At 60.0% G+C, this 20,457-nt stretch carries 18 protein-coding genes and 1 pseudogene; 11 read left to right on the forward strand and 8 right to left on the reverse strand.

Features of this window, described 5'->3' with window-relative positions; genetic code table 11:
- Positions 1-66 precede the first annotated feature (66 nt).
- Complete coding sequence (locus tag CKW19_RS24770; RefSeq protein ID WP_095060651.1) at positions 67-981, reverse strand: LysR family transcriptional regulator; 915 nt, start codon at positions 979-981, stop codon at positions 67-69.
- A gap of 146 nt (positions 982-1,127) precedes the next feature.
- Between CKW19_RS24770 and CKW19_RS24775 the strand changes: the two genes are divergently transcribed.
- The 4 genes from CKW19_RS24775 to CKW19_RS24790 all read left to right on the forward strand — a co-directional run bounded on the left by CKW19_RS24775 (position 1,128) and on the right by CKW19_RS24790 (position 4,851).
- The gene (locus CKW19_RS24775) at positions 1,128-2,414 is read left to right on the forward strand and encodes an MFS transporter (RefSeq protein ID WP_095060653.1); all 1,287 of its coding nucleotides are present in this window, start codon (positions 1,128-1,130) and stop codon (positions 2,412-2,414) included.
- A 66-nt stretch (positions 2,415-2,480) separates the two neighbouring features.
- Positions 2,481-3,233 carry a 5-oxoprolinase subunit PxpA gene (locus CKW19_RS24780; RefSeq protein ID WP_095060655.1) on the forward strand — a complete coding sequence of 251 codons (753 nt, stop codon included), beginning with the start codon at positions 2,481-2,483 and terminating at the stop codon, positions 3,231-3,233.
- Complete coding sequence (locus tag CKW19_RS24785) at positions 3,230-3,934, forward strand: allophanate hydrolase subunit 1 (protein ID WP_095060656.1); 705 nt, start codon at positions 3,230-3,232, stop codon at positions 3,932-3,934. Before CKW19_RS24780 ends, CKW19_RS24785 begins: the two co-directional genes overlap by 4 nt.
- Positions 3,931-4,851 (forward strand): biotin-dependent carboxyltransferase family protein, encoded by a 921-nt coding sequence (locus tag CKW19_RS24790; protein WP_095060657.1) that lies wholly within the window; start codon positions 3,931-3,933, stop codon positions 4,849-4,851. The genes CKW19_RS24785 and CKW19_RS24790 overlap by 4 nt, the downstream gene beginning before the upstream one ends.
- A 100-nt stretch (positions 4,852-4,951) precedes the next feature.
- On the opposite strand, the gene CKW19_RS24795 is transcribed toward CKW19_RS24790, so the two are convergent.
- Both CKW19_RS24795 and CKW19_RS24800 read right to left on the reverse strand, forming a co-directional pair.
- Positions 4,952-6,130, reverse strand: coding sequence for a VWA domain-containing protein (locus CKW19_RS24795; protein ID WP_095060658.1), 1,179 nt, complete (start codon positions 6,128-6,130; stop codon positions 4,952-4,954).
- A gap of 11 nt (positions 6,131-6,141) precedes the next feature.
- Entirely contained in the window at positions 6,142-6,987 is an 846-nt protein-coding gene (locus CKW19_RS24800) for a MoxR family ATPase (protein WP_034150015.1), read from the reverse strand.
- 164 nt (positions 6,988-7,151) lie between these two features.
- On the opposite strand from CKW19_RS24800, the pseudogene CKW19_RS24805 reads away from it, so the two are divergent.
- Positions 7,152-7,496, forward strand: a pseudogene (locus CKW19_RS24805) (helix-turn-helix domain-containing protein); the annotation flags it as partial.
- Here the strand turns inward: CKW19_RS24805 and CKW19_RS24810 are convergent.
- Entirely contained in the window at positions 7,493-8,569 is a 1,077-nt protein-coding gene (locus CKW19_RS24810) for a DUF748 domain-containing protein (protein ID WP_095060659.1), read from the reverse strand. The pseudogene CKW19_RS24805 and the gene CKW19_RS24810 sit on opposite strands and share 4 nt — an antisense overlap.
- A gap of 137 nt (positions 8,570-8,706) precedes the next feature.
- Between CKW19_RS24810 and cysK the strand changes: the two genes are divergently transcribed.
- Positions 8,707-9,681 (forward strand): cysteine synthase A, encoded by a 975-nt coding sequence (cysK, locus tag CKW19_RS24815; RefSeq protein WP_095060660.1) that lies wholly within the window; start codon positions 8,707-8,709, stop codon positions 9,679-9,681.
- A 292-nt stretch (positions 9,682-9,973) separates the two neighbouring features.
- Here the strand turns inward: cysK and CKW19_RS24820 are convergent, their stop codons facing one another.
- The 4 genes from CKW19_RS24820 to CKW19_RS24835 form a co-directional block, all read right to left on the reverse strand.
- Positions 9,974-10,915: a LysR family transcriptional regulator gene (locus CKW19_RS24820; protein WP_095060661.1), complete on the reverse strand. Its 942-nt coding sequence runs from the start codon at positions 10,913-10,915 to the stop codon at positions 9,974-9,976.
- 69 nt (positions 10,916-10,984) lie between these two features.
- A complete protein-coding gene (locus CKW19_RS24825; protein ID WP_095060662.1) occupies positions 10,985-12,514 on the reverse strand; it encodes a tripartite tricarboxylate transporter permease in 1,530 nt (509 codons plus the stop codon).
- A complete protein-coding gene (locus tag CKW19_RS24830; RefSeq protein WP_095060663.1) occupies positions 12,511-13,044 on the reverse strand; it encodes a tripartite tricarboxylate transporter TctB family protein in 534 nt (177 codons plus the stop codon). Before CKW19_RS24830 ends, CKW19_RS24825 begins: the two co-directional genes overlap by 4 nt.
- Positions 13,045-13,095: 51 nt before the next feature.
- Complete coding sequence (locus tag CKW19_RS24835; RefSeq protein WP_095060665.1) at positions 13,096-14,109, reverse strand: tripartite tricarboxylate transporter substrate binding protein; 1,014 nt, start codon at positions 14,107-14,109, stop codon at positions 13,096-13,098.
- Positions 14,110-14,554: 445 nt separating this feature from the next.
- Between CKW19_RS24835 and CKW19_RS24840 the strand changes: the two genes are divergently transcribed.
- The 5 genes from CKW19_RS24840 (at position 14,555) to araD1 (ending at position 20,401) form a co-directional block, all read left to right on the forward strand.
- Complete coding sequence (locus tag CKW19_RS24840; protein ID WP_095060666.1) at positions 14,555-15,892, forward strand: MFS transporter; 1,338 nt, start codon at positions 14,555-14,557, stop codon at positions 15,890-15,892.
- Positions 15,885-16,856: an amidohydrolase gene (locus tag CKW19_RS24845; RefSeq protein ID WP_371856294.1), complete on the forward strand. Its 972-nt coding sequence runs from the start codon at positions 15,885-15,887 to the stop codon at positions 16,854-16,856. Before CKW19_RS24840 ends, CKW19_RS24845 begins: the two co-directional genes overlap by 8 nt.
- A complete protein-coding gene (locus CKW19_RS24850) occupies positions 16,853-17,857 on the forward strand; it encodes a 4-hydroxythreonine-4-phosphate dehydrogenase PdxA (RefSeq protein WP_095060668.1) in 1,005 nt (334 codons plus the stop codon). Before CKW19_RS24845 ends, CKW19_RS24850 begins: the two co-directional genes overlap by 4 nt.
- Before the next feature lie 320 nt (positions 17,858-18,177).
- A complete protein-coding gene (locus CKW19_RS24855) occupies positions 18,178-19,353 on the forward strand; it encodes an L-rhamnonate dehydratase (RefSeq protein ID WP_095060670.1) in 1,176 nt (391 codons plus the stop codon).
- A 52-nt stretch (positions 19,354-19,405) separates the two neighbouring features.
- Positions 19,406-20,401, forward strand: a complete 996-nt coding sequence (gene araD1, locus CKW19_RS24860; protein WP_095060672.1) for an AraD1 family protein — start codon at positions 19,406-19,408, stop codon at positions 20,399-20,401.
- Positions 20,402-20,457 lie beyond the last annotated feature (56 nt).

Below are 20,457 nucleotides of genomic sequence, written 5' to 3' on the forward strand. Positions count from 1 at the left end.
AAAGATCGCAGCCTTCGGCAGCGCGCTCATCTGTAGGAGCTGCCGAAGGCTGCGATCTTTTGATCTTCAGCGATTTAAAACGATGTAGCCCTCACCCACCTTCCGCGCATACCCCTCCAGCACCTGCTGACACAACGCCACAATCTCTTCGACCCACTCCACGCCCACCCGCCACGACACCACAACCTGCAAGTTCGGCGGACGTTGTTCGATGTCGAGCAAGGTCAATTCGCCGCGCGCCAGTTCTTCGGCCACCAGCACCGGTGGCAACGCGCCGATGCCAAAGCCGTCGCGTAACAAGCGGGTAATCGCCGACACCGAATTCACGCAGTTCAATCGAGGCGCCATCACGCCATTGGCTTGCATCAGGCTGAGCACTTCCTGATGCGGATGGGAGTTTTTCGAATAGGTGATGATCCGTTCGTTCGCCAGATCGGCGATGCCTGAATACTCACGGTTGTAGATGGAATTGCTGGCAACGATCCAGCCCATCGGGTGGCTCGCCAGTTCCAGGCTGCGCACGCTCTCATGACGCAGCAGGTCGGTTTGCAGGATCACATCGAGAAAGCCTTTTTGCAGCTGATCGCAGAGGTTGAGCGAGGTATCGGCCACCAGCTCGATTTCCACCCGCGGGTAGTGATCAGTCATCTGCGCCACCAAGGGGCTGAGCCAGGTGTGGATCACGGTGTCCATCACACCGATGCGCACACGTCCGGCCTTGCTCGAACGGGTTTCGATCGATTGTTTGAGCGCCTGCATGGTGTCCATCATCTGCTCGGCATAGTCGAGCACTTTCAAGCCTTCGGGCGTCAGGCTGACGCCGCGCGAATCACGCAGAAACAGCTTCACCCCCAGCTCGCTTTCCAGCACGGCAATACGGCTGGAAATCGACGCCTGGGTGGTGAAGAGCTTGTCGGCCGTGAGGCGAAAGCTCTTGAGTCGGGCGACCCAGACGAAGGTCTCGAGAAACTTCAGGTTCATGGGATAAAGATTTCTTATGGCTAAGGCGGGTTTTTATTAGTTGGACGCAGCAGGGGTGTGCGACCAAAAATCGGCGCATCCGGTTCCCACGATAGGCGTCGTCGGGGCTCAGAACAATACCAATAAAATCAGCGCGGAGATTTGCCATGAGTGCGCCCGACAGCACCGCCATCCCGAAAGCAACGGCCCGGCCGGGACCTTTCGACTGGTATCGAAACATCAATCAGCAAGAACGTCGCACCTTCTGGAGCTGCAAGATCGGCTATGGCCTGGATGGCATGGACACTCAAATGCTCAGCTTCGTGGTGCCGACCCTGATTGCGATGTGGGGCATCACCACCGGGCAGGCCGGGCTGATTCATACCAGCACCCTGATCGCCTCGGCCATCGGTGGCTGGGTAGCGGGGATTCTCTCCGACCGCATCGGTCGTGTTCGCACCTTGCAACTGACGGTGTTGTGGTTTGCCTTCTTCACCTTCCTCTGCGGCTTCGCGCAAAACTACGAGCAACTGCTGATTGCGCGCACGTTGATGGGCTTTGGTTTCGGTGGCGAGTGGACGGCCGGTGCAGTGCTGATCGGCGAAGTCATTCGTGCCAAGGACCGCGGCAAGGCTGTGGGCATGGTGCAATCCGGGTGGGCGCTGGGCTGGGGCCTGACGGCAATTCTGTATGCGCTGCTGTTCTCGGTATTGCCGCCGGAAGACGCCTGGCGTGCACTGTTCCTCCTTGGCATCGTGCCGGCGATTTTCGTGATTTTCGTTCGCCGGTTGGTGAAAGACCCGGAAATCTACCGTGAGGCCAAGGCTAAACAGGAGCCGAGCAATCCGTCGAAGTTCTACGAGATCTTCGCCCCCGACATGCTGTTCACCACCATTCGCGCTTCGCTGCTGACTACCGGTGCATTGGGCGGCTACTACGCCATCACGTCCTGGCTGCCGACTTTTCTGAAGAACGAACGCGGGTTGAGCGTACTCGGCACCGGCGGTTATCTGGCGATGGTGATCATCGGTTCCTACGTCGGCTATGTCATCAGCGCTTATTTGACTGACATCCTCGGACGAAAAAAGAACTTCATCCTGTTCGCGGTCGGTTCCTTCACCATCGTCCTGCTGTACACGCAACTGTCGGTCAGCAACGGCGTGATGCTGTGGCTGGGCTTCCCGTTGGGCTTCTTCGCCTCGGGGATTTTCAGCGGCATGGGCGCGTTCCTGACCGAGTTGTTCCCTACCCGGATTCGCGGTTCGGGCCAGGGTTTTTGCTACAACATCGGCCGTGCGCTGGCGGCGTTGTTTCCGCTGCTGATCGGTCTGCTCAGCCAGACCGTTCCGTTGAGTGTAGGCATCGGTGCCTTTGCGGCGGTGTCCTACGGCGTGGTGATCCTCGCGGCCCTGAGCCTGCCGGAAACCCGTGGCAAACAACTGGATGCGCAGTAACTGATAACCTGCGGGATCAGAAATGTCCCGCAGCTAAAAAGAATAAAGCCTACAGGAGTGTTCATCGTGAGCCGCCTGCTACTGAACTGCGACATCGGCGAGAGCTTCGGCAGCTGGACCATGGGTCTGGACGCCGAGGTCATGCCCTTCATCGATTGCGCCAACATCGCTTGCGGTTTCCATGCCGGCGACCCGAGCATCATGCGCAAGACCGTCAGCCTGGCTCTCAGCCATGGCGTGCAGATCGGCGCGCATCCGGCCTATCAGGATCTGGTCGGTTTCGGCCGTCGCTCCATGGCCTATGCCACCCAGGAACTTCAAGACATTCTGCACTACCAGATCGGCGCACTCGATGGCATCTGCCGCGCTCAGGGTGGGCGGGTGAGCTACGTCAAACCTCATGGCGCGATGTACAACGACATGATGGCCAACCCGGCCCAATTGCGTGCGGTGCTGCAAGCCGTGGCGTCCTACGACCGCAGCCTGCCGCTGATGTTGATGGCGACCAAAGACAACAGCGCCGCCCAGCAGTTGGGCGACGAGTACGGCGTGACCCTGTGGTTCGAAGCCTTTGCCGACCGCGCCTACGACAGCGCCGGCAGGCTGGTTTCGCGACAAACGCCGGGCGCCGTGCATCACGATCCGGAGCACATCATCGAACAGGCGCTGACGATTGCCCGCGGCGACCCGCTCACCGCGATTGACGGCAGCGCGTTGCATTTGCAGGCCAACACCCTCTGCGTACACGGCGACAACGCCCACTCGGTCGCCGCCGTGCAACACATCCGTGAAGCCCTGAACCGGCAGACCGCATCATGAAACTGCGGGTAGAAGTGGTCGCCCTCGATTGCCTGATGGTGCGTCTGTTCGACGAGATCGCCGAAGCCAACATGCCGTGGATGCTCGCCGCGAGTGAAAGCCTGCGCGCGGCGTTCGCTGAGCATTTGATCGACCTGGTGCCGTCCTACACAACGTTGATGGTGCATTACGACCTGACCGCGTTGAGCCCGAACCAGGCACGGGAGTTGATTGCCGAAGCGTTGATCGACCTCACGCCCAATGCGCGCACTCGTGGCACCTGCCATGTATTGCCGGTGTGGTACGACTTGAGCGTCGGCCCGGAATTGAGCCTGCTGTCGCAAAGCAGCGGGCTGCCGATAGAGGAGGTGATCCGCCGCCACAGCGCGCATGAATATCAAGTGTTCGCGCTGGGGTTTGCCCCGGGATTTGCTTTCATGGGCCTGGTGGAAGAAGTGCTCGCCGCGCCGCGCCTGAACACACCCCGCAAGAAAGTCGCGGCGGGCAGTGTCGGTATCGCCGAACGGCAGACGGCCGCCTATCCGGTGGTATCGCCGGGTGGCTGGAACCTGATCGGTCGTACACCAGCCAAATTGTTTGATCGAAATCGTGACGGCTACAGCCTGATGCAACCGGGCGATACCGTGCGGTTCGAAGCGATCGGCCATGCCGAGTTCATCAACCTGGGCGGTGATGACACACCGCAGGAGGCCTTGGCATGAGCGGTTTGACGATTGAGACGAGCACGCCGTTGTGCCTGTTGCAGGATGCCGGTCGATTCGGTGTGCGGCATTTGGGCGTGACCCAGGGCGGTGCGGCCGATTGGCGTTCGATGTCCTGGGCCAACTGGCTGTTGGGTAACGGGCTGGACGCGGCGGTGATCGAGATCACCCTCGGCGGATTCACTGTAGTGGCCGAAGACGATTGCGTGCTGGCGCTGGCCGGTGCGGATTTGGGGGCGCGGGTGGATGGCGAGGTTTTGGCGCCTTGGCGCAGTTTCCGGCTGCTCAAGGGTCAGCGCTTGCAATTCACCCAGCCGTTGCTCGGCGCTCGCGCCTATCTGGCGGCGCCGGGTGGGTTTGACGCGCCAAAGGTGTTGGGCAGCAGCGCGACGGTGGTCCGTGAAGAACTCGGTGGACTGGATGGCATGGGCCGTGCGCTGAGCAACGGCGCGAGTTTGCGCTATTCGGGCAATTCGCTGATGTTGCTGCGTGAGCTCACGGCGGACCAGCAACCCGATCTGACCCTGAATGCACCTCTGGATCTGGTCCTTGGCGCACAGATCGGCGAGTTCAGCGGGCAAAGCCTGTTCGATGCTTTCAACACTAATTGGACCCTCGACAGCCGAGCCGACCGGATGGGCATTCGCCTGTTGGGCACGGCGTTGCAGTACCAGGGCAAACCGATGATTTCCGAAGGCATTCCATTGGGCGCGGTCCAGGTGCCACCGGACGGGCAGCCGATTGTGCTGCTCAATGATCGGCAGACCATTGGCGGTTATCCGCGATTGGGGGCGTTGACGCCGTTGGCGCTGGCGCGGCTGGCGCAGTGTCTGCCGGGGGCGCAGGTGCGGTTGCGGCCGGTGGTGCAGGAAGTGGCGCATCGCGAACAGGTCGAATATCTGCACCGGTTCAGCTGACCCCCTGTAGGAGCCGGCTTGCCGGCGAAAGCAATCTTGATCCTTGTCGCGACAGATCGGACGCCTTCGCTGGCAAGCCAGCTCCTACAGGACAGAGGTGTTACTTGGACAAAAACCGCATCCCTTCCTCCAACCCCCGAAGGGTCAGCGGATACATCTGGTCGTCGATCAAATCCCGCACGATGTTGGTCGACGAGGTATAGCTCCACGTTTCCTTCGGATACGGGTTGATCCAGATGAGCTTCTTGTACTTCTCCTTGAAGCGCTGCATCCACACGTAACCGGCTTCTTCGTTCCAGTGCTCGACGCTGCCGCCGGGCTGGGTGATTTCATACGGCGCCATCGCGGCGTCGCCGATGAAGATCACTTTGTAGTCGGCGCCGTACTTGTGCAGCAGGTCCATGGTCGACGTGCGCTCGGAAGTGCGGCGCATGTTGTTCTTCCACACCGATTCATAAATGAAGTTGTGGAAGTAGAAGTACTCCAGATGCTTGAACTCGGTCTTGCAGGCCGAGAACAGTTCCTCGCAGATCTTCACGTGCGCGTCCATCGAGCCGCCGATGTCGAACAGCAGCAACAACTTGACCGTGTTGCGTCGCTCCGGACGCATCTGGATGTTCAGCAGGCCGGCATCCTTGGCGGTGTGGTCGATGGTGCCATCGATATCGAGTTCTTCCGCCGCACCCTGACGGGCGAACTTGCGCAAACGGCGCAGCGCGACCTTGATGTTGCGCGTGCCCAGTTCCACCGAATCGTCGAGGTTCTTGTACTCGCGCTGGTCCCAGACCTTGACCGCTTTGCCCTGGCGCTTGCCGGCGTCGCCGACCCGAATGCCTTCCGGGTTGAAACCGCCAGAACCAAACGGGCTGGTGCCACCGGTGCCGATCCACTTGTTGCCGCCGGCATGGCGTTCTTTCTGTTCTTCCAGGCGTTTCTTGAACTCTTCGATCAGCTTGTCGAGCCCGCCAAGGGACTGGATCGCCGCCCGTTCTTCGTCGGTCAGCGAACGCTCGAATTCCTTGCGCAGCCAGTCTTCGGGAATCAGCGCTTGCAAGTGGTCGTCGAGTTTTTCCAGACCATTGAAGTAAGCACCGAAGGCGCGGTCAAACTTGTCGAAATGCTTTTCGTCCTTCACCAGGATCGCCCGGGCCAAGTAGTAAAACTCGTCCATGTCGGCGAACGTCACGCGCTGTTTCAACGCGTTGATCAGGTCCAGCAGTTCACGCACCGAGACCGGCACCTTGGCTGCGCGCATTTCATTGAACAGGTTGAGCAACATGGCGTTGGCCCTTATCGACTGCCGCGACGGCTCATGAACGCCAGACGCTCAAGCAATTGCACGTCCTGTTCGTTCTTCACCAAAGCGCCGGCCAGCGGCGGGATGGCCTTGGTCGGATCACGTTCGCGCAGTACGGCTTCGCCGATGTTGTCGGCCATCAGCAGCTTCAGCCAGTCCACCAGTTCGGAGGTCGACGGCTTCTTCTTCAGGCCCGGCACCTTGCGCACGTCGAAGAACACGTCCAGCGCTTCGCTGACCAGGTCTTTCTTGATGTCCGGGTAGTGGACGTCGACGATTTTTTGCAGGGTGGTGCGGTCAGGGAAGGCGATGTAGTGGAAGAAGCAGCGGCGCAGGAAGGCGTCCGGCAGCTCTTTCTCGTTGTTGGAGGTAATGATGATGATCGGGCGTTTCTTGGCCTTGATGGTCTCGTCGATCTCGTAAACGTAGAACTCCATCTTGTCGAGTTCTTGCAGCAGGTCGTTAGGGAACTCGATGTCGGCCTTGTCGATTTCGTCGATCAGCAGGATCACACGCTCTTCGGACTCGAAAGCCTCCCACAGCTTGCCCTTTTTCAGGTAGTTGCGAACGTCGTGGACTTTTTCCGTGCCCAGTTGCGAGTCGCGCAAGCGGCTGACCGCGTCGTACTCGTACAGGCCTTGATGGGCCTTGGTGGTCGACTTGATGTGCCAGGTGATCAGCTTGGCGCCAAAGGATTCGGCCAGTTGCTCGGCGAGCATGGTCTTGCCGGTGCCCGGTTCGCCCTTGACCAGCAATGGCCGCTCCAGGGTGATGGCGGCGTTGACCGCCAGCTTCAGGTCATCGGTGGCGACGTAGGCCTGGGTGCCTTCGAACTTCATCTGCTAATCCTCGAACGGTAACGCCGACCTGAGCGAGGCAGGGCGGGGCGCAATAAAAATGGTCAGCCCCGACTATAACGCGGCGCCCCGTCGACTGTGAACGCAGACGGCTTATTCAGTCTCTGAATGGGGCGTCACATCTTGACTCAGTCTCGGCGTGTAGCCAGGCCGCCACCCTCGGTGATGACGGTTGGTGTGTCGAATGGCTCGAGCCGGATATCCAGATTGGCGCCGACACCTTGTATCTGGATGCCCTGGCGCAAAACGCAGCGGATGAAAATACCCGTATCTTTATCGACTGGCGTGCACGCACCGGGTTACCGCTCAATCAGGCCGCCGAGGCTCTGGGGGTCAGCACCCGCAGTATCAGTCGCTACAGCAGTGGTCGCGAAACGGTGCCGCGTTCTTTGGCCCTGGCCTGTCTGGGTTGGGATTTTCTGCAACAGCAATCGAACCCGTCCAGGGCGGCGGAGGAAACAGGTCGATACACCGTCACGCGTAAACGTTAACCGGATTCCGGCTTTGGCCGTTCGTACCGTGCGTTGAAGGCCTGGACGAAACCATTGCGCAAAATCTGTAAAAACGCCTGGAATCCGCTGATATCCCGTTGATGCACATTGCCTTTGAGTTCGACGCGCGTTGCGAACTGGTTTTTGCCCTGATTTTTCAACACGTTCTCAGTGCCGCCGACCAAGGCTTCCCATATGGAGCGAAACAGGCCCTTGTCCTTGTTTTCCACATCCTGCTGCCAATTGAACACGTCAACATCGCGCAGCAACGGCTTTATATAGCCGGTGAGGCGCCCCTTCTCGGCCTTGGCTTCTATCACCACATCGCCATGACCGGCGTTGAAGTCGAACTTGCCGTACGCCGCTGCGAAGTCGTTCAAGCGTTTGAGCTGGATGTCCGTGGCTCTCATCCGGAATTCGAAATCCTGGAAGTCGCTCAGGGGATCAAACGTTGCCGTGGTTTCCAGAGGGGCGTGGCCCAGCAGCAGTGCTTTGCCTTCGAAGCGCGCGTCGCGTTTGCCTTTTTTGTCCACCACGTTGGTCAGGTTGAAGATGCTGGCGTTTACCTTTGTGGCATTCATGTTGACCGGCGGTTTGGAATTGAAATTACGAAAGGTGATTCGGCCATCGTAAATCCGCACTTCGTCCAGGGTAATGGGCAGTAATTTACCCAATTGAGCCCGCCAGTCAGTGCCTTCACCGGTCTGTGAGTTTTTCTTGTTGGCCCCGCCATCGACGAAGTTTATTTCGGGGTCAAAAAAATGCACTTGAGCGACGACCGCGCGGTCGTACCACAAGGAGTGCCAACTGACAGAGAGGTCGATCAACGGCGCATTGACGAAGGGCACCGGCACCTTGCCATTGACCTTGACGATTCTCAGGCCATTGATTTTGTAAGCGCCGCGCCACAGGGCCAGGTCCACATCGATCACCTGGCCACGGTAGTCGCCCATGTCAGCCAGCCGCTCATTGAGATAATCACGCACCAGATAAGGCAGGGTGAAGTGCAAGGTAACCAACAGCACGACGAGGGCGGCGAAGGTCCACAGGGGCCAGCTGTATCGACGTTTCATGATGGCAAATCTCTGGCGATGTAATGCGGTTGACTGCGCGGGTAAGCGGACGTTCGACCTGACTGGACGCCTACGTGCAAGAGGCTTACCTTGATGCCCTGTTTTTAATGTTGAAGTCATGAGTCAAGGACACAGCCATGAGCCGAATTTTTGCTGACAACGCCCATTCCATCGGCAATACACCGCTGGTGCAGATCAACCGAATCGCCCCGCGTGGCGTCACTATCCTGGCCAAAATCGAAGGTCGTAACCCGGGTTACTCGGTCAAGTGCCGGATCGGCGCGAACATGATCTGGGACGCCGAAAGCAGCGGTAAACTCAAGCCGGGCATGACCATCGTCGAACCGACCTCCGGCAACACCGGCATCGGCCTGGCCTTCGTGGCCGCTGCCCGTGGCTACAAATTGATGCTGACCATGCCCGCGTCCATGAGTATCGAACGGCGCAAAGTGCTCAAGGCCCTGGGCGCCGAACTTGTGCTGACTGAGCCCGCCAAGGGTATGAAAGGCGCCATCGAGAAAGCGGGCGAAATCGTTGCCGGCGATCCGTCCAGATATTTCATGCCTGCGCAGTTCGACAACCCGGCCAACCCGGCCATCCACGAAAAGACCACCGGCCCGGAAATCTGGAACGATACCGATGGCGCTGTCGACGTGCTGGTAGCCGGCGTCGGAACGGGCGGAACGATCACGGGTGTTTCGCGGTATATCAAGAATACCCAGGGCAAACCGATTATTTCGGTGGCGGTAGAACCGGTGGTCTCCCCGGTGATTACCCAAGCGCTGGCGGGAGAGGAAATCAAACCGAGCCCGCACAAGATCCAGGGCATCGGTGCCGGATTTGTGCCGAAGAACCTGGACCTGTCGATGGTCGACCGTGTCGAGTTGGTCAGCGACGATGAGTCCAAGGCGATGGCCCTGAGGTTGATGCAGGAAGAAGGGATTTTGTGCGGCATCTCCTGCGGTGCAGCGATGGCGGTAGCGGTGCGGTTGGCCGAAACCCCGGAAATGCAGGGCAAGACCATCGTGGTCATCCTGCCGGATTCGGGCGAGCGTTATCTGTCGAGCATGCTCTTCAGCGATCTGTTCACCGAGCAGGAGAACCAGCAGTAACAGTCGGGTGCAGGACAATGAAGGGGCGGGGCAACCGCCTCTTCATCAAGGAGATTCAAGGTCAGCGAGCGTTCAGGTGCTTCATGTTAGCAACGGCTTTGTTGCGTAACTGTTAAGACTGAATGTCGGGTCAGGCGGGTTATTCCCGTGGTTGGCGATGTCGGGTAGTTGTAGGTGGACCTATCCTTTGTCGCAAAGGCGTCCCGGTGTTGGCGGTCGTGGTGCTGACGTTGTTGGGGTATTGGCTGTTTGGGTGATTCTGATGAAGAAACAGCGCTCTGGGAGCGATTTTTTATTTAACCTGAGTATGCTCAGCCCGCACCGAATTCATGAACGCCTGCATCGCCGAAGACTGAATACGATGTCGGCGGGTGATTAACCCATAAGGCGGAAGTCGCGCTTCGAATTTGATCGGCAACACCGCCAGCAGATCCCGGCCGGGATAGTCCTCGACCACTGACACCGGCGTTACACCGAGCATGTCGGTTTGTTGAATCAAAGACAGCAAGGTCATGATCGATGTGGTTTCAACGATGCTGCTCGGGATGTCGACGCGGGCGTTGTGAAACACCTGATTGATGATTGCGCGCATCGGACTTGGGTGTTGTTGCAGCACCCAGGTCATGTTCTGCAATTCGGCCCAGCTCAGTTGCGTGGCTTTGGCCAGTGGATGTTGCGCACCGGCAATCACGCACAGGGCTTCTTCGCCGAGGCTGTCAAAGAGCAATTCTTCGGCGCGGGCACCTGCGGGAATTCGTCCCAACACGATGTCCAGTTGATCCTGCAACAGCGCCTGTACCAGCACGTCGCTGGTATCGACCTGGATGCTCATGGACAAGCGCGGGTGGCTTTTTTTCAAGGTGGCGATGGTGCGGGTCAACAACCCTGAGGCGAGTGCCGGAATGGCGCCGACCGCGACCCGGCCCAGGTTGCCGGATTCGAGGGCGACCAGTTCTTCACGCATGCCGCTCAATTCAGCGAAGACCATGCGCGCGTAATAGATGACGGTTTCCCCGAACGGGGTAGAGCGCATGCCCCGGGGCAGGCGTTCGAAGAGTTCGACGCCGAGCAAGTCCTCGGCTTCGTGAAGCATCTTGGTCGCCGCTGGTTGGGTCATGCCGATGTGGTCGGCAGCGCGGCGCAATGAACCGAATTCCTGCAACGCCAGCATCAGCCGCAATTGGCGCAAACGCAGACGACTATGGATGACATTGGCAACTGGAATTCGGGTCATGGGCCGCGCTCGCAAGAAAGTCTGCGGCAAGCCTGACAACAAATGTCAGGCGTTGCCAGCATTGCTGTGTCACAGCACCGATTTTGGCTTGGCGACGTGAGGTTTGCGCAGGCCGATCAAGAGGCCCAAGGCCTTGGAAATCAACGGCCAGAACAGCATCAGCAGGGCTGCCGTGGTCAGGCTGCCCACCAGTGGGTTGGACCAGAAAATCCCCAGTTGCCCGTCAGAGAACAGCATCGACTGACGGAAGGCGTCTTCCGCTTTGTCTCCCAACACAGCCGCCAGCACCAGCGGCGCAATCGGATAGCCGAGTTTCTTGAACAGGTAACCCAGCGCACCGAAGCCCAGCATCAGGACCACATCGAAGAACGAGTTGTGCACCGAGTACGCGCCGATGGCGCAGACCATGATGATGATCGGCGCGATGATCGAGAACGGAATGCGCAGGATCGAAGCGAATAGCGGCACGGTGGCCAACACCACGATCAGGCTCACCACGTTACCCAGGTACATGCTGGCGATCAGGCCCCAGACAAAGTCGTGTTGCTCGACGAACAGCGTCGGCCCGGGATGCAGCCCCCAGATCATCAAGCCGCCGAGCATGACCGCGGCAGTGGCCGAACCCGGAATGCCGAGGGTCAGCATTGGCAACAGTGCGCTGGTGCCAGCGGCGTGGTCGGCGGTTTCCGGGGCGATCACGCCTTCGATTTCACCTTTGCCGAAATTGTCACGGTTCTTCGAGAAGCGCCGCGCGAGGCTGTAGCTCATGAAGGACGCAGCGGTTGGGCCGCCAGGTGTGATGCCCATCCAGCAACCGACCAGCGTACTGCGCACGATTGTCCACCAGTAGCGCGGCAGCTTTGCCCAGGTGCGCAAAATCACCATCGGCGTGATGCGCGCGTGCTCCCCACGGAACACCAGACCTTCTTCGACCGTGCAGAGGATTTCGCCGATGCCGAACAGGCCGATCACCGCCACCTCGAAACTGATACCGGTCATCAGGATCGGTTGGTCGAAAGTCAGGCGCAGGTTGCCGGAAACGGTGTCCATGCCGACCGCCGCCATGGCGAAACCGATCATCATCGCCACCACGGTTTTCAGCGGCGGGTTCTTGCTCATGCCGATGAAGGTGCAGAACGCCAAGAGGTACACCGCAAAGAACTCCGGTGAACTGAACGACATGGCGAACGCCGCGATCTTGGTCGACAGGAATGTCAGCAGCAGCACCCCGCACAACGCGCCGATCAGGGCCGAACTGAACGCGGCGGTCAACGCCTCGGCAGCGCGGCCTTCGCGGGCCATGGGGTAGCCGTCGAACGTGGTGGCCACCGATGAGGGCTCGCCGGGTATGTTGAACAGGATCGAGGTGATCGAACCGCCGAACAGCGCGCCCCAATACATGCACGACAGCAGAATGATCGCCGACACCGGCGACATGGTGAACGTCAGCGGCAGCAGCAACGCCACGCCATTGGGGGCGCCAAGGCCGGGCAGGACGCCGACCAGAATGCCCAGCAGCACGCCGATCACCATCAAGCCGATGTGGCCTGGGGTGAGGATCAGGTTCATGCCTTGCAGCAGGGAATCGAACTCGCTCATTTGAAATTTCTCCCGACCAGGGCAATCAAGTCGCCCATTGGGCCGGCATCCAGCGGCACCTTGAACCACAACGCGAAAATCAGGTAGCTGGCGAGCACCGCGCCGAGCGATACGCATCCGATCATCAACTTGCCGTACGGCTTGACGCGAACCTTGTCACGCCACATGAACCAGGCGATGAAACACGCCGAGGCCACGTAGATGCCGGTGAACGGCATGGCGCCGACGAACAGTGCAATTGGAATGAACACCGACAACACTTGCCTGAACGCGTCGCGACTGACAAAAGCCACGCTCATGGCCTGCCAGCGCACCAGCGTCAGAACGGCGTTACCCACGCTCGCGGCGCTCAGCAGCAGGCCGATATAAAAGGGGAAGTAACCCGGCTCGGGGCCGGCATCACCCCAGCCGATGCCTTGTTCGACACTGCCGAACATCACCACGGCGCCGATCAGGGTGGTGAACAGCGTCAGGCCGAGTTCGACCCAACGGGTGCCGACCAGCGCCGGTGAATCCGAAGAATGGGACATGAAACACCTCCAGCAGGAGACGCTCGCCCGCAGGCGAGCGGCCGCGACAACTTAGTTTTTCAGCCAGCCGGCTTCTTTGAACACCGGGGTGACGCGGGCGGTGTCTTTTTCGATGTAGGCGGTCAGTGGCTCGCCCTCAAGGAAGGTCGGCACCAGCGCGTTCTGTTTTACGTAGGCCTTGAACTCCGGCGTTTCGGTAACTTTGCGCATCAGCTCGACATAGAACGCCCGTTGTTCGGCGCTGATATCGCCGGGCATGAACACGGTGCGCGGGAAGCGATACTGATCGATCCCAAGGCCCTGTTCATGGCAGGTCGGCACGTCGGCCCAGGCTTTGTCGCCGGCGACTTTTTCGGTGTAGCTCATGCGTTCTTTACTAAACACGCAGAGCGGCTCGACCTGATCACCACGCCACTGGCTGATGCTTTCGCTGGGGTTGTTGACGTTGGCGGCGATGTGTTTGCCGGCCAGTTGGGTCGCGGCCTCGCTGCCGCTCTTGAACGGGATGTACACCAGTTTGCTGTTGTTGGTCTGGTTGAGCAGCAGGGTCAGGGTCTGGTCGACGTCCTTGGACTGGCTGCCACCCATGCGCAGGTTCGATGGGTCAGCCTTGACCGCTTCGTAGAAGCTTTTCGCGTCTTTCCACGGCGCGCCTTTGTAGCTCCAGAGGATGAAGTCATCTTCGGCCACGGCGGCAATCGGCGTCAGCTCCTGCCATTGGTAGCCGAGCTTGGAGACCAGCGGCAACAGGTAGATGTTGTTGGTGCCGATCACCAGTTTCTCGGCATCGCCCTTGTTCATTTTCATGTCGAGGAAGGCTTCGGCACCGTTGCCGCCACCCTTGTTGAGGACGATGGTATTGACGTCGAGCAGCTTGTGCGTGGTGATGATCGACTGGATCAGGCGACCGAGTTGGTCAGTACCGCCTCCGGGGCCACCGGCGACAACGATTTCGACATTTTTGTCCGGTTGCCAGGCGTGAGCCAGCGCGGGAAGGGCGCCGGCGGCGACCAGTGTACAACCGAGAAACAGACGGGATGTGCGACGGACGAATGCATTTCGCATGATGGAAGGGCCTCGTTTTTGTAGTTGTTATGAGTAGTGACTTGTCTGCGCTCGAAAGCTGCAAGCCTGGCCTGAGTGTGTGAAGGTCCAGGCGTGGCGTCTAGTCAAAACAATACATACACCGATAGCCTGGGGTTATAGCAATGGGAGCGAGCCTGCTCCTACAAGGATCTGAGTTGAAAGGTCATTGAAAGCACGACATGACATAACCCGTGGCTATCACCTGATTTCAAGTTTTGATTAGACGGTTATCAGTGAGCCTTCGATAGTGTTCAACAACGTCACAACGTCACAACGTCACAACGCCAATCCCGTAGGAGCCGGCTTGCTGGCGATCATGGCGCATCAACATTGATTGCGACTGACACACCGCTTTCGCCAGCAAGCCGGCTCCTACAGATCGACGTTTGCATCTCCACAAAAATAATAAAACGAGGTACGCACCATGGCTCGATCCAGTGCTTCCCTGAGCCTGCCCGACGCAGGTGTCCAGAAGCAGGCCGCTGCGCCCGCGCAAGCCAGTGCCAAAGCCAGCGGTGTGCGCTGGAAAATCTTCGCGATCATCTTCGCGCTGACCATGGTCAACCTGATCGACCGGGTGTCGCTGTCTATCGCGATGCCGACCATCGCCCATGAGTTCTCCCTGTCACCAAGCCTGCAAGGGCTCATCCTCAGCAGCTTCTTCTGGGCCTATGCGTTGTTGCAGATTCCCGGCGGCTGGTTGATCGATCGCTTCGGCCCGCATCGGGTCATCAGCTGGTCGACGGGATTGTGGGGAACCTTCCAGGTGCTGGCGGCGTTTGCTACCGGCGGCTTGTCGCTGTTATTTGCACGGGTGGCACTGGGTGCGGCGGAAGCGCCGTTGTTCCCGTCGGGTGGCAAGCTGATTTCCTTGTGGCTGGCCCCGAGCGAACGCAGTCGTGGCGCGGTGTTGATGGACAGTGGCAGCCCATTGGGGGTGGCGCTGGGCGGCTTGATCATTGCGTACCTGATCGCGTCGCTGGACTCCTGGCGCCTGGCCTTTGTGATCGCCGGCATTGCCACGTTGGTGCTGGCGTGGGTGGCCCGGCGTTATCTGCGGGATGACCCGGCCAGCCATCCGCAGGTCAACGACGCGGAGCTGGAAAAAATCAACGCCGGTCGTGCAACCCCTGCCGCCGAAGCAGCGCGGGTTCCGGTCAAAGGACTGGGCATCGCCGCCCGTTCCCTGAGCGGTTTGCTGATCGGACGGGCCAGTTGGGCGATGGTGTATTTCGGTCTGCTGACCTGGGGGCCGAGTTATCTGTCTCAGGCTCGCGGCTTTGATATCAAGGGCATTGGTGCCGCGACGTTTGTGATTTTCATCTGCGGTGCGCTGGGTTCGTTGACCGGTGGTTTCCTGTGCGACGGTTTGATCCGCAAAGGTGTCAGCCGCGGTGTCGCGGTCAAGAGCCTGCTGGCGTTTTCCGGGCTGGTCGCACTGGGTGCGTTCCTGATGCTGCCAACACTGACCAATCCCTACGCGGCGGTGGCGTTGTTGGCCATGACTGCGTTTTTCCTGATGTGGGGCAGCCTCTACTGGAGCTTCCCGGCGCTGCTGGCAGCCCCGGCGCGGGTCGGCCTGATCGGCGGTGTGATGAACATGGCCGGCAGCACCGGCGGTATTGCGGTGCCGATTCTGGTGGGGGTGATTCTGCAAGCGGCCGGTGGTTTTGCCCCGGTGCTCGGGTTCTTCGCGGCGTGTTCGGCAGTGTTTGTGCTGGCGACGTTGTTCATCAGCCTCGACGAGGTGCGTCATGACTGAGCCCTTACTGAAAAAAGCCTGGAACGGCCCGATCATCGATGCCCATCATCATTTCTGGGATCCGACCGTCAACGACCATCCGTGGCTCGCGCCCGAGGCCAGCATCCCGTTTCGCTACGGCGATTACACCGCGATCAAACGCCGATATTTCCCTGAGGATTATTTCGCCGATGCAGGTCCGCACAACGTCGTGCAAACGGTGTACGTCGAGACCGAATGGAACCCTGAGGATCCGATTGGCGAAACCCGTTTCATCGAGCAACTCGCCGCCCGCTACGGCGTGCCGAATGCTGTCGTCGCGCAAGCCTGGCTCGATCACCCGGACGCCATCGACGTGCTCACCGAGCAGGCGCGCTTCAAGCATGTGCGCAGCGTGCGCCACAAACCGGGCGGGCCGATCACGGCGTCGCAGGTGGGACACATGCGCAGCCTGATGAGCGACGAGCACTGGCGTCGCAGCTACGCCGCGCTGGAAGGCCTGGGCCTGCATTTCGATTTGCAGACGCCTTGGTGGAACCTGCACGAAGCCGAACGCCTGGCTCGGGATTTCCCTGGCATCACGCTGATTCTCAACCATGCCGGGTTGCCCAATGACCGCAGCGCCGAAGGCCTCGCCGGTTGGCGCCTGGCGATGGCGCGGCTGGCGCAATGGCCGAACGTCGTGGTGAAGATTTCCGGACTGGGCCAGGGCGGCCAACGCTGGCGCGCCAAGGACAACACGTGGATCGTGCGCGAAGTCATCGCCATGTTCGGCAGCCACCGGGCGATGTTCGCCAGCAACTTTCCCGTCGACAGCCTGTGCGGCTCGTTCGATGACATCTACAGCGGTTTCAAATCCATCGTCGCCGATCTGCCCTGGGCTGATCAGGAGCGACTGTTCTACAGCAACGCGCAGCGTGTGTATCGCTGCGAGCCTTGCGCCATTGACCGGGCGCAGCCTGAACCCTTGAGGAGTGAAGCATGAAAAAATCCACCATCGCGATGGTCCTGGGAGACCCCGCGGGCATCGGTCCGGAATTGATCGCACGCCTGCTCGGCGAGTCCGACGTGCGCAGCAAGGCCAACGTGATCCTGATCGCCGACGAAGCGGAAATGCTCCGCGGCATGCGCATCGCCGGGATGGAATTTCCGTATCGACGCGTGGATTCGCTGGAGCAACTTTCCTTTATTGATGACACGCCCCTGTTCTACGACTTTCGCGGCGATGCCGTTGGTGAGTTCCCGCGCAGTGAAGCCAGCGTCGTCGGCGGTCGCTACAGTCTCGATACCCTGGAAGTTGCCCTGCGCCTGACCGAGGCCGGCACGACTGACGCGGTGCTGTTCGGGCCGTTGAACAAGACTTCGCTGCACATGGCCGGCATGGCCCACAGCGATGAGTTGCACTGGTTCGCCGAGCTGCTGGATTTCCACGGGCCGTTCTGCGAATTCAACGTGCTCGACAATCTGTGGACTTCACGGGTGACGTCCCATGTGGCCTTGAAGGATGTGCCGGGGCTGCTCAGCGAAAAGCGGGTGGTCGAAGCGATCCAGTTGATCGACACAGCACTCAAGCGCAACGGCCTGGAAAAACCGCGCATCGGCGTGTGTGGGTTGAATCCGCATAACGGCGACAACGGCTCGTTCGGCCGCGAAGAACTGGACATTATCGGCCCGGCCGTGCGCTCGGCTCAGGCGCTGGGGATTGCGGCGGAAGGACCGTATCCGGGTGACACGATTTTCCTCAAGGTCCAGGGCGATGCCAGTGCTTTCGACGCGGTCGTCACGATGTACCACGACCAGGGCCAGATTGCGATCAAGTTGATGGGGTTCTCTCGCGGCGTGACGGTGCAGGGCGGTCTGCCGATCCCGATCACCACTCCGGCTCACGGCACGGCGTTTGATATCGCGGGGCAGGGCACGGCGAATGTGGGCGCGATTCGCCAGGCGTTCGAGATTGCTTGCCGGATGGGTGGCAACCGCTACTGACTTTCAGACCCACGCAACCCCTTGCAGGAGCTGGCTTGCCAGCGATGACGGCCTGACAGACACCCTTGAAGTGACTGTCGGGCCGCTATCGCTGGCAAGCCAGCTCCTACAGTTTTAGGTATTGCCCCGATAACTCGATCTACGGGGTAACTGCTTTTTCCTATCACCCCAGGTTATCGCCGGATACGCATAAGTGATTATCCGCAGCCCCCGGGCGCTGGCTAAAGTCGGTCCATCGAATGCGAAAGCCCAACTATCCAGAGGCTCTGCGCACACGACCCACAATGACAAGAAGGCCGGTAGCCCAAGGAACTGTATTCATGAAAATCAAAGCGATCCGTACCCGCGTTTTCGAGTGGAAAGGCAAAGTCGTTCCTCCTCAAGCGCACTTCTGCACCAACGCCAGCGACATCCTGTTCGAGCGCGGCGATGCCATGGGCTCGTTCCGTTTCCACGGCTGGCTGGTGGTGGAAGTCGAGACCGACACCGGTCTTGTCGGCATCGGTAACTGCGCCCTGGCACCACGCGTGGCCAAGGAAATCATCGACACCTATCTGGCGCCGATCGCGATTGGCGAAGACCCGTTCGACAACGAATACATCTGGCAGAAAATGTACCGCCAGAGCCACGCCTGGGGCCGCAAAGGCATCGGCATGGCCGCGATCTCGGCCATCGACATTGCCATCTGGGACATCATGGGCAAGGCGGTGAACAAACCGGTGTTCAAGTTGCTGGGCGGGCGCACCAAGGAAAAGATCTGGACCTACGCGTCCAAGCTCTACGCCAACGACAACCTCGACCTGTTCCTCGAAGAAGCCCAGGGCTACCTGAACCAGGGTTTCACCGCGCTGAAAATGCGCTTCGGCTACGGCCCGAAAGACGGCCCTGCGGGCATGCGCCGCAACATCGAACAGGTGCGCGCCCTGCGTCAGCTGGCCGGCCCCGATGTCGACATCATGCTCGAATGCTACATGGGCTGGACCCTGGAATACGCGCGCCGCATGTTGCCGAAACTGGCCGAATTCGAACCGCGCTGGCTCGAAGAACCGGTGATCGCCGACGACATCGAAGGCTACATCGAGCTGAAAAAAATGGGGATCATGCCGATCTCCGGCGGCGAACACGAGTTCACCTCCTACGGCTTCAAGGACCTGCTGGAACGCCGCGCCGTCGACGTGATCCAGTACGACACCAACCGCGTAGGCGGCATCACCGCTGCGCGCAAGATCAACGCCATGGCCGAGGCCTGGTCGGTGCCGGTCATCCCCCACGCCGGGCAGATGCACAATTACCACCTGACCATGTCCACCACCGCCTCGCCGATGGCCGAGTTCTTCCCGGTGTTCGACGTCGAGGTCGGCAACGAGCTCTTCTACTACGTGTTCAAGGGCGAGCCGCAACCGGTCAACGGCTACATCCAGCTCGATGACAACAAACCGGGCCTGGGCCTGGAAATCTCCGATGAGTACCTGAGCGATTTCAACATCATCGAATGACCTTCAGGCGCCGCTTTCGGGCGGCGCCCGGCTGACTTGTCGGAGACACAACATGCACCTGATTCAATTTGAAAACACTGACGGCGAGCGTCAGGTCGGGCTGGTCGCCGGCGCGCAGATTCTGGTCGTGCGCGACACCCGCAGCACTCGTGAACTGGCGCTGGCGGCGATCCGCAGCCAACGCAATCTGCAGGAAGAAGTCGCCTTGCGCGGCACAGACCCGGGCCCGGATTACGCGACGCTATTGCAGCAGCGCAAAGTCCTGCCTCCGCTGGATCACGAAGACCCGGCTCATTGCCTGATCAGCGGCACCGGCCTGACGCATCTGGGCAGCGCCGCGACTCGAGACAAGATGCACCAGCAGGACGGCGCCGTCGAAGCCGGCATGACCGACACCATGCGCATCTTCAAGTGGGGCCTTGAGGGCGGCAAGCCAGAAGCGGGGCAGGTCGGCGCGCAACCGGAATGGTTCTACAAAGGCGATGGCAGCATTGTCGTGCGCCCCGGTGCGGACTTCCCCGTGCCGCCCTTTGCCGAGGACGCCGGTGAAGAACCGGAGCTGACCGGCCTCTACGTGATTGGCGACGATGGCCAGCCGTATCGCGTCGGTTATGCGCTGGGTAACGAGTTCTCCGACCATGTGATGGAACGGTGCAATTACCTGTACCTCGCCCATTCAAAACTGCGCAGTTGTTCCTACGGTCCGGAGCTGCGTGTCGGCGAGTTGCCTAGGCATTTGGTCGGCACCAGCCGGATCAAGCGCAACGGCGAAACGATCTGGGAAAAGGAGTTTCTCAGCGGCGAGGACAACATGTGCCACAGCTTGGCCAACCTTGAATTTCACCACTTCAAATACGCGCAGTTTTTGCGTCCCGGCGATGTCCATGTGCATTACTTCGGCACCGCCACGCTGTCGTTTGCCGACGGCGTGAAAACCCAGCCGGGGGATCGCTTCCAGATCAGCCTCGACGCGTTCGGTGCACCGTTGGTCAACGGCATCGGCGAGAGCGCCCAGCCGTTAGCCATCGGCCAGGTGCGCACACTCTGATCCTGTAGGAGCCGGCTTGCTGGCGATAGCGGCGCATCAATCAACATTGATAGCGC

This window comes from Pseudomonas sp. Irchel s3f7 (genome assembly GCF_900187615.1).
Lineage (GTDB): Bacteria > Pseudomonadota > Gammaproteobacteria > Pseudomonadales > Pseudomonadaceae > Aquipseudomonas.

What these genes read in the sequence shown, in the direction of transcription:
- CKW19_RS24855 (WP_095060670.1), top strand. Translation starts at nt 18,178, where the DNA reads ATGAAAATCAAAGCGATCCGTACCCGCGTTTTCGAGTGGAAAGGCAAA.
- CKW19_RS24775 (WP_095060653.1), top strand. Translation starts at nt 1,128, where the DNA reads ATGAGTGCGCCCGACAGCACCGCCATCCCGAAAGCAACGGCCCGGCCG.
- CKW19_RS24850 (WP_095060668.1), top strand. Translation starts at nt 16,853, where the DNA reads ATGAAAAAATCCACCATCGCGATGGTCCTGGGAGACCCCGCGGGCATC.
- CKW19_RS24800 (WP_034150015.1), bottom strand. Translation starts at nt 6,987, where the DNA reads ATGAAGTTCGAAGGCACCCAGGCCTACGTCGCCACCGATGACCTGAAG.
- cysK (WP_095060660.1), top strand. Translation starts at nt 8,707, where the DNA reads ATGAGCCGAATTTTTGCTGACAACGCCCATTCCATCGGCAATACACCG.
- CKW19_RS24830 (WP_095060663.1), bottom strand. Translation starts at nt 13,044, where the DNA reads ATGTCCCATTCTTCGGATTCACCGGCGCTGGTCGGCACCCGTTGGGTC.
- CKW19_RS24795 (WP_095060658.1), bottom strand. Translation starts at nt 6,130, where the DNA reads ATGTTGCTCAACCTGTTCAATGAAATGCGCGCAGCCAAGGTGCCGGTC.
- CKW19_RS24770 (WP_095060651.1), bottom strand. Translation starts at nt 981, where the DNA reads ATGAACCTGAAGTTTCTCGAGACCTTCGTCTGGGTCGCCCGACTCAAG.
- CKW19_RS24845 (WP_371856294.1), top strand. Translation starts at nt 15,885, where the DNA reads ATGACTGAGCCCTTACTGAAAAAAGCCTGGAACGGCCCGATCATCGAT.
- CKW19_RS24820 (WP_095060661.1), bottom strand. Translation starts at nt 10,915, where the DNA reads ATGACCCGAATTCCAGTTGCCAATGTCATCCATAGTCGTCTGCGTTTG.
- CKW19_RS24835 (WP_095060665.1), bottom strand. Translation starts at nt 14,109, where the DNA reads ATGCGAAATGCATTCGTCCGTCGCACATCCCGTCTGTTTCTCGGTTGT.
- CKW19_RS24840 (WP_095060666.1), top strand. Translation starts at nt 14,555, where the DNA reads ATGGCTCGATCCAGTGCTTCCCTGAGCCTGCCCGACGCAGGTGTCCAG.
- CKW19_RS24790 (WP_095060657.1), top strand. Translation starts at nt 3,931, where the DNA reads ATGAGCGGTTTGACGATTGAGACGAGCACGCCGTTGTGCCTGTTGCAG.
- CKW19_RS24785 (WP_095060656.1), top strand. Translation starts at nt 3,230, where the DNA reads ATGAAACTGCGGGTAGAAGTGGTCGCCCTCGATTGCCTGATGGTGCGT.
- araD1 (WP_095060672.1), top strand. Translation starts at nt 19,406, where the DNA reads ATGCACCTGATTCAATTTGAAAACACTGACGGCGAGCGTCAGGTCGGG.
- CKW19_RS24810 (WP_095060659.1), bottom strand. Translation starts at nt 8,569, where the DNA reads ATGAAACGTCGATACAGCTGGCCCCTGTGGACCTTCGCCGCCCTCGTC.
- CKW19_RS24825 (WP_095060662.1), bottom strand. Translation starts at nt 12,514, where the DNA reads ATGAGCGAGTTCGATTCCCTGCTGCAAGGCATGAACCTGATCCTCACC.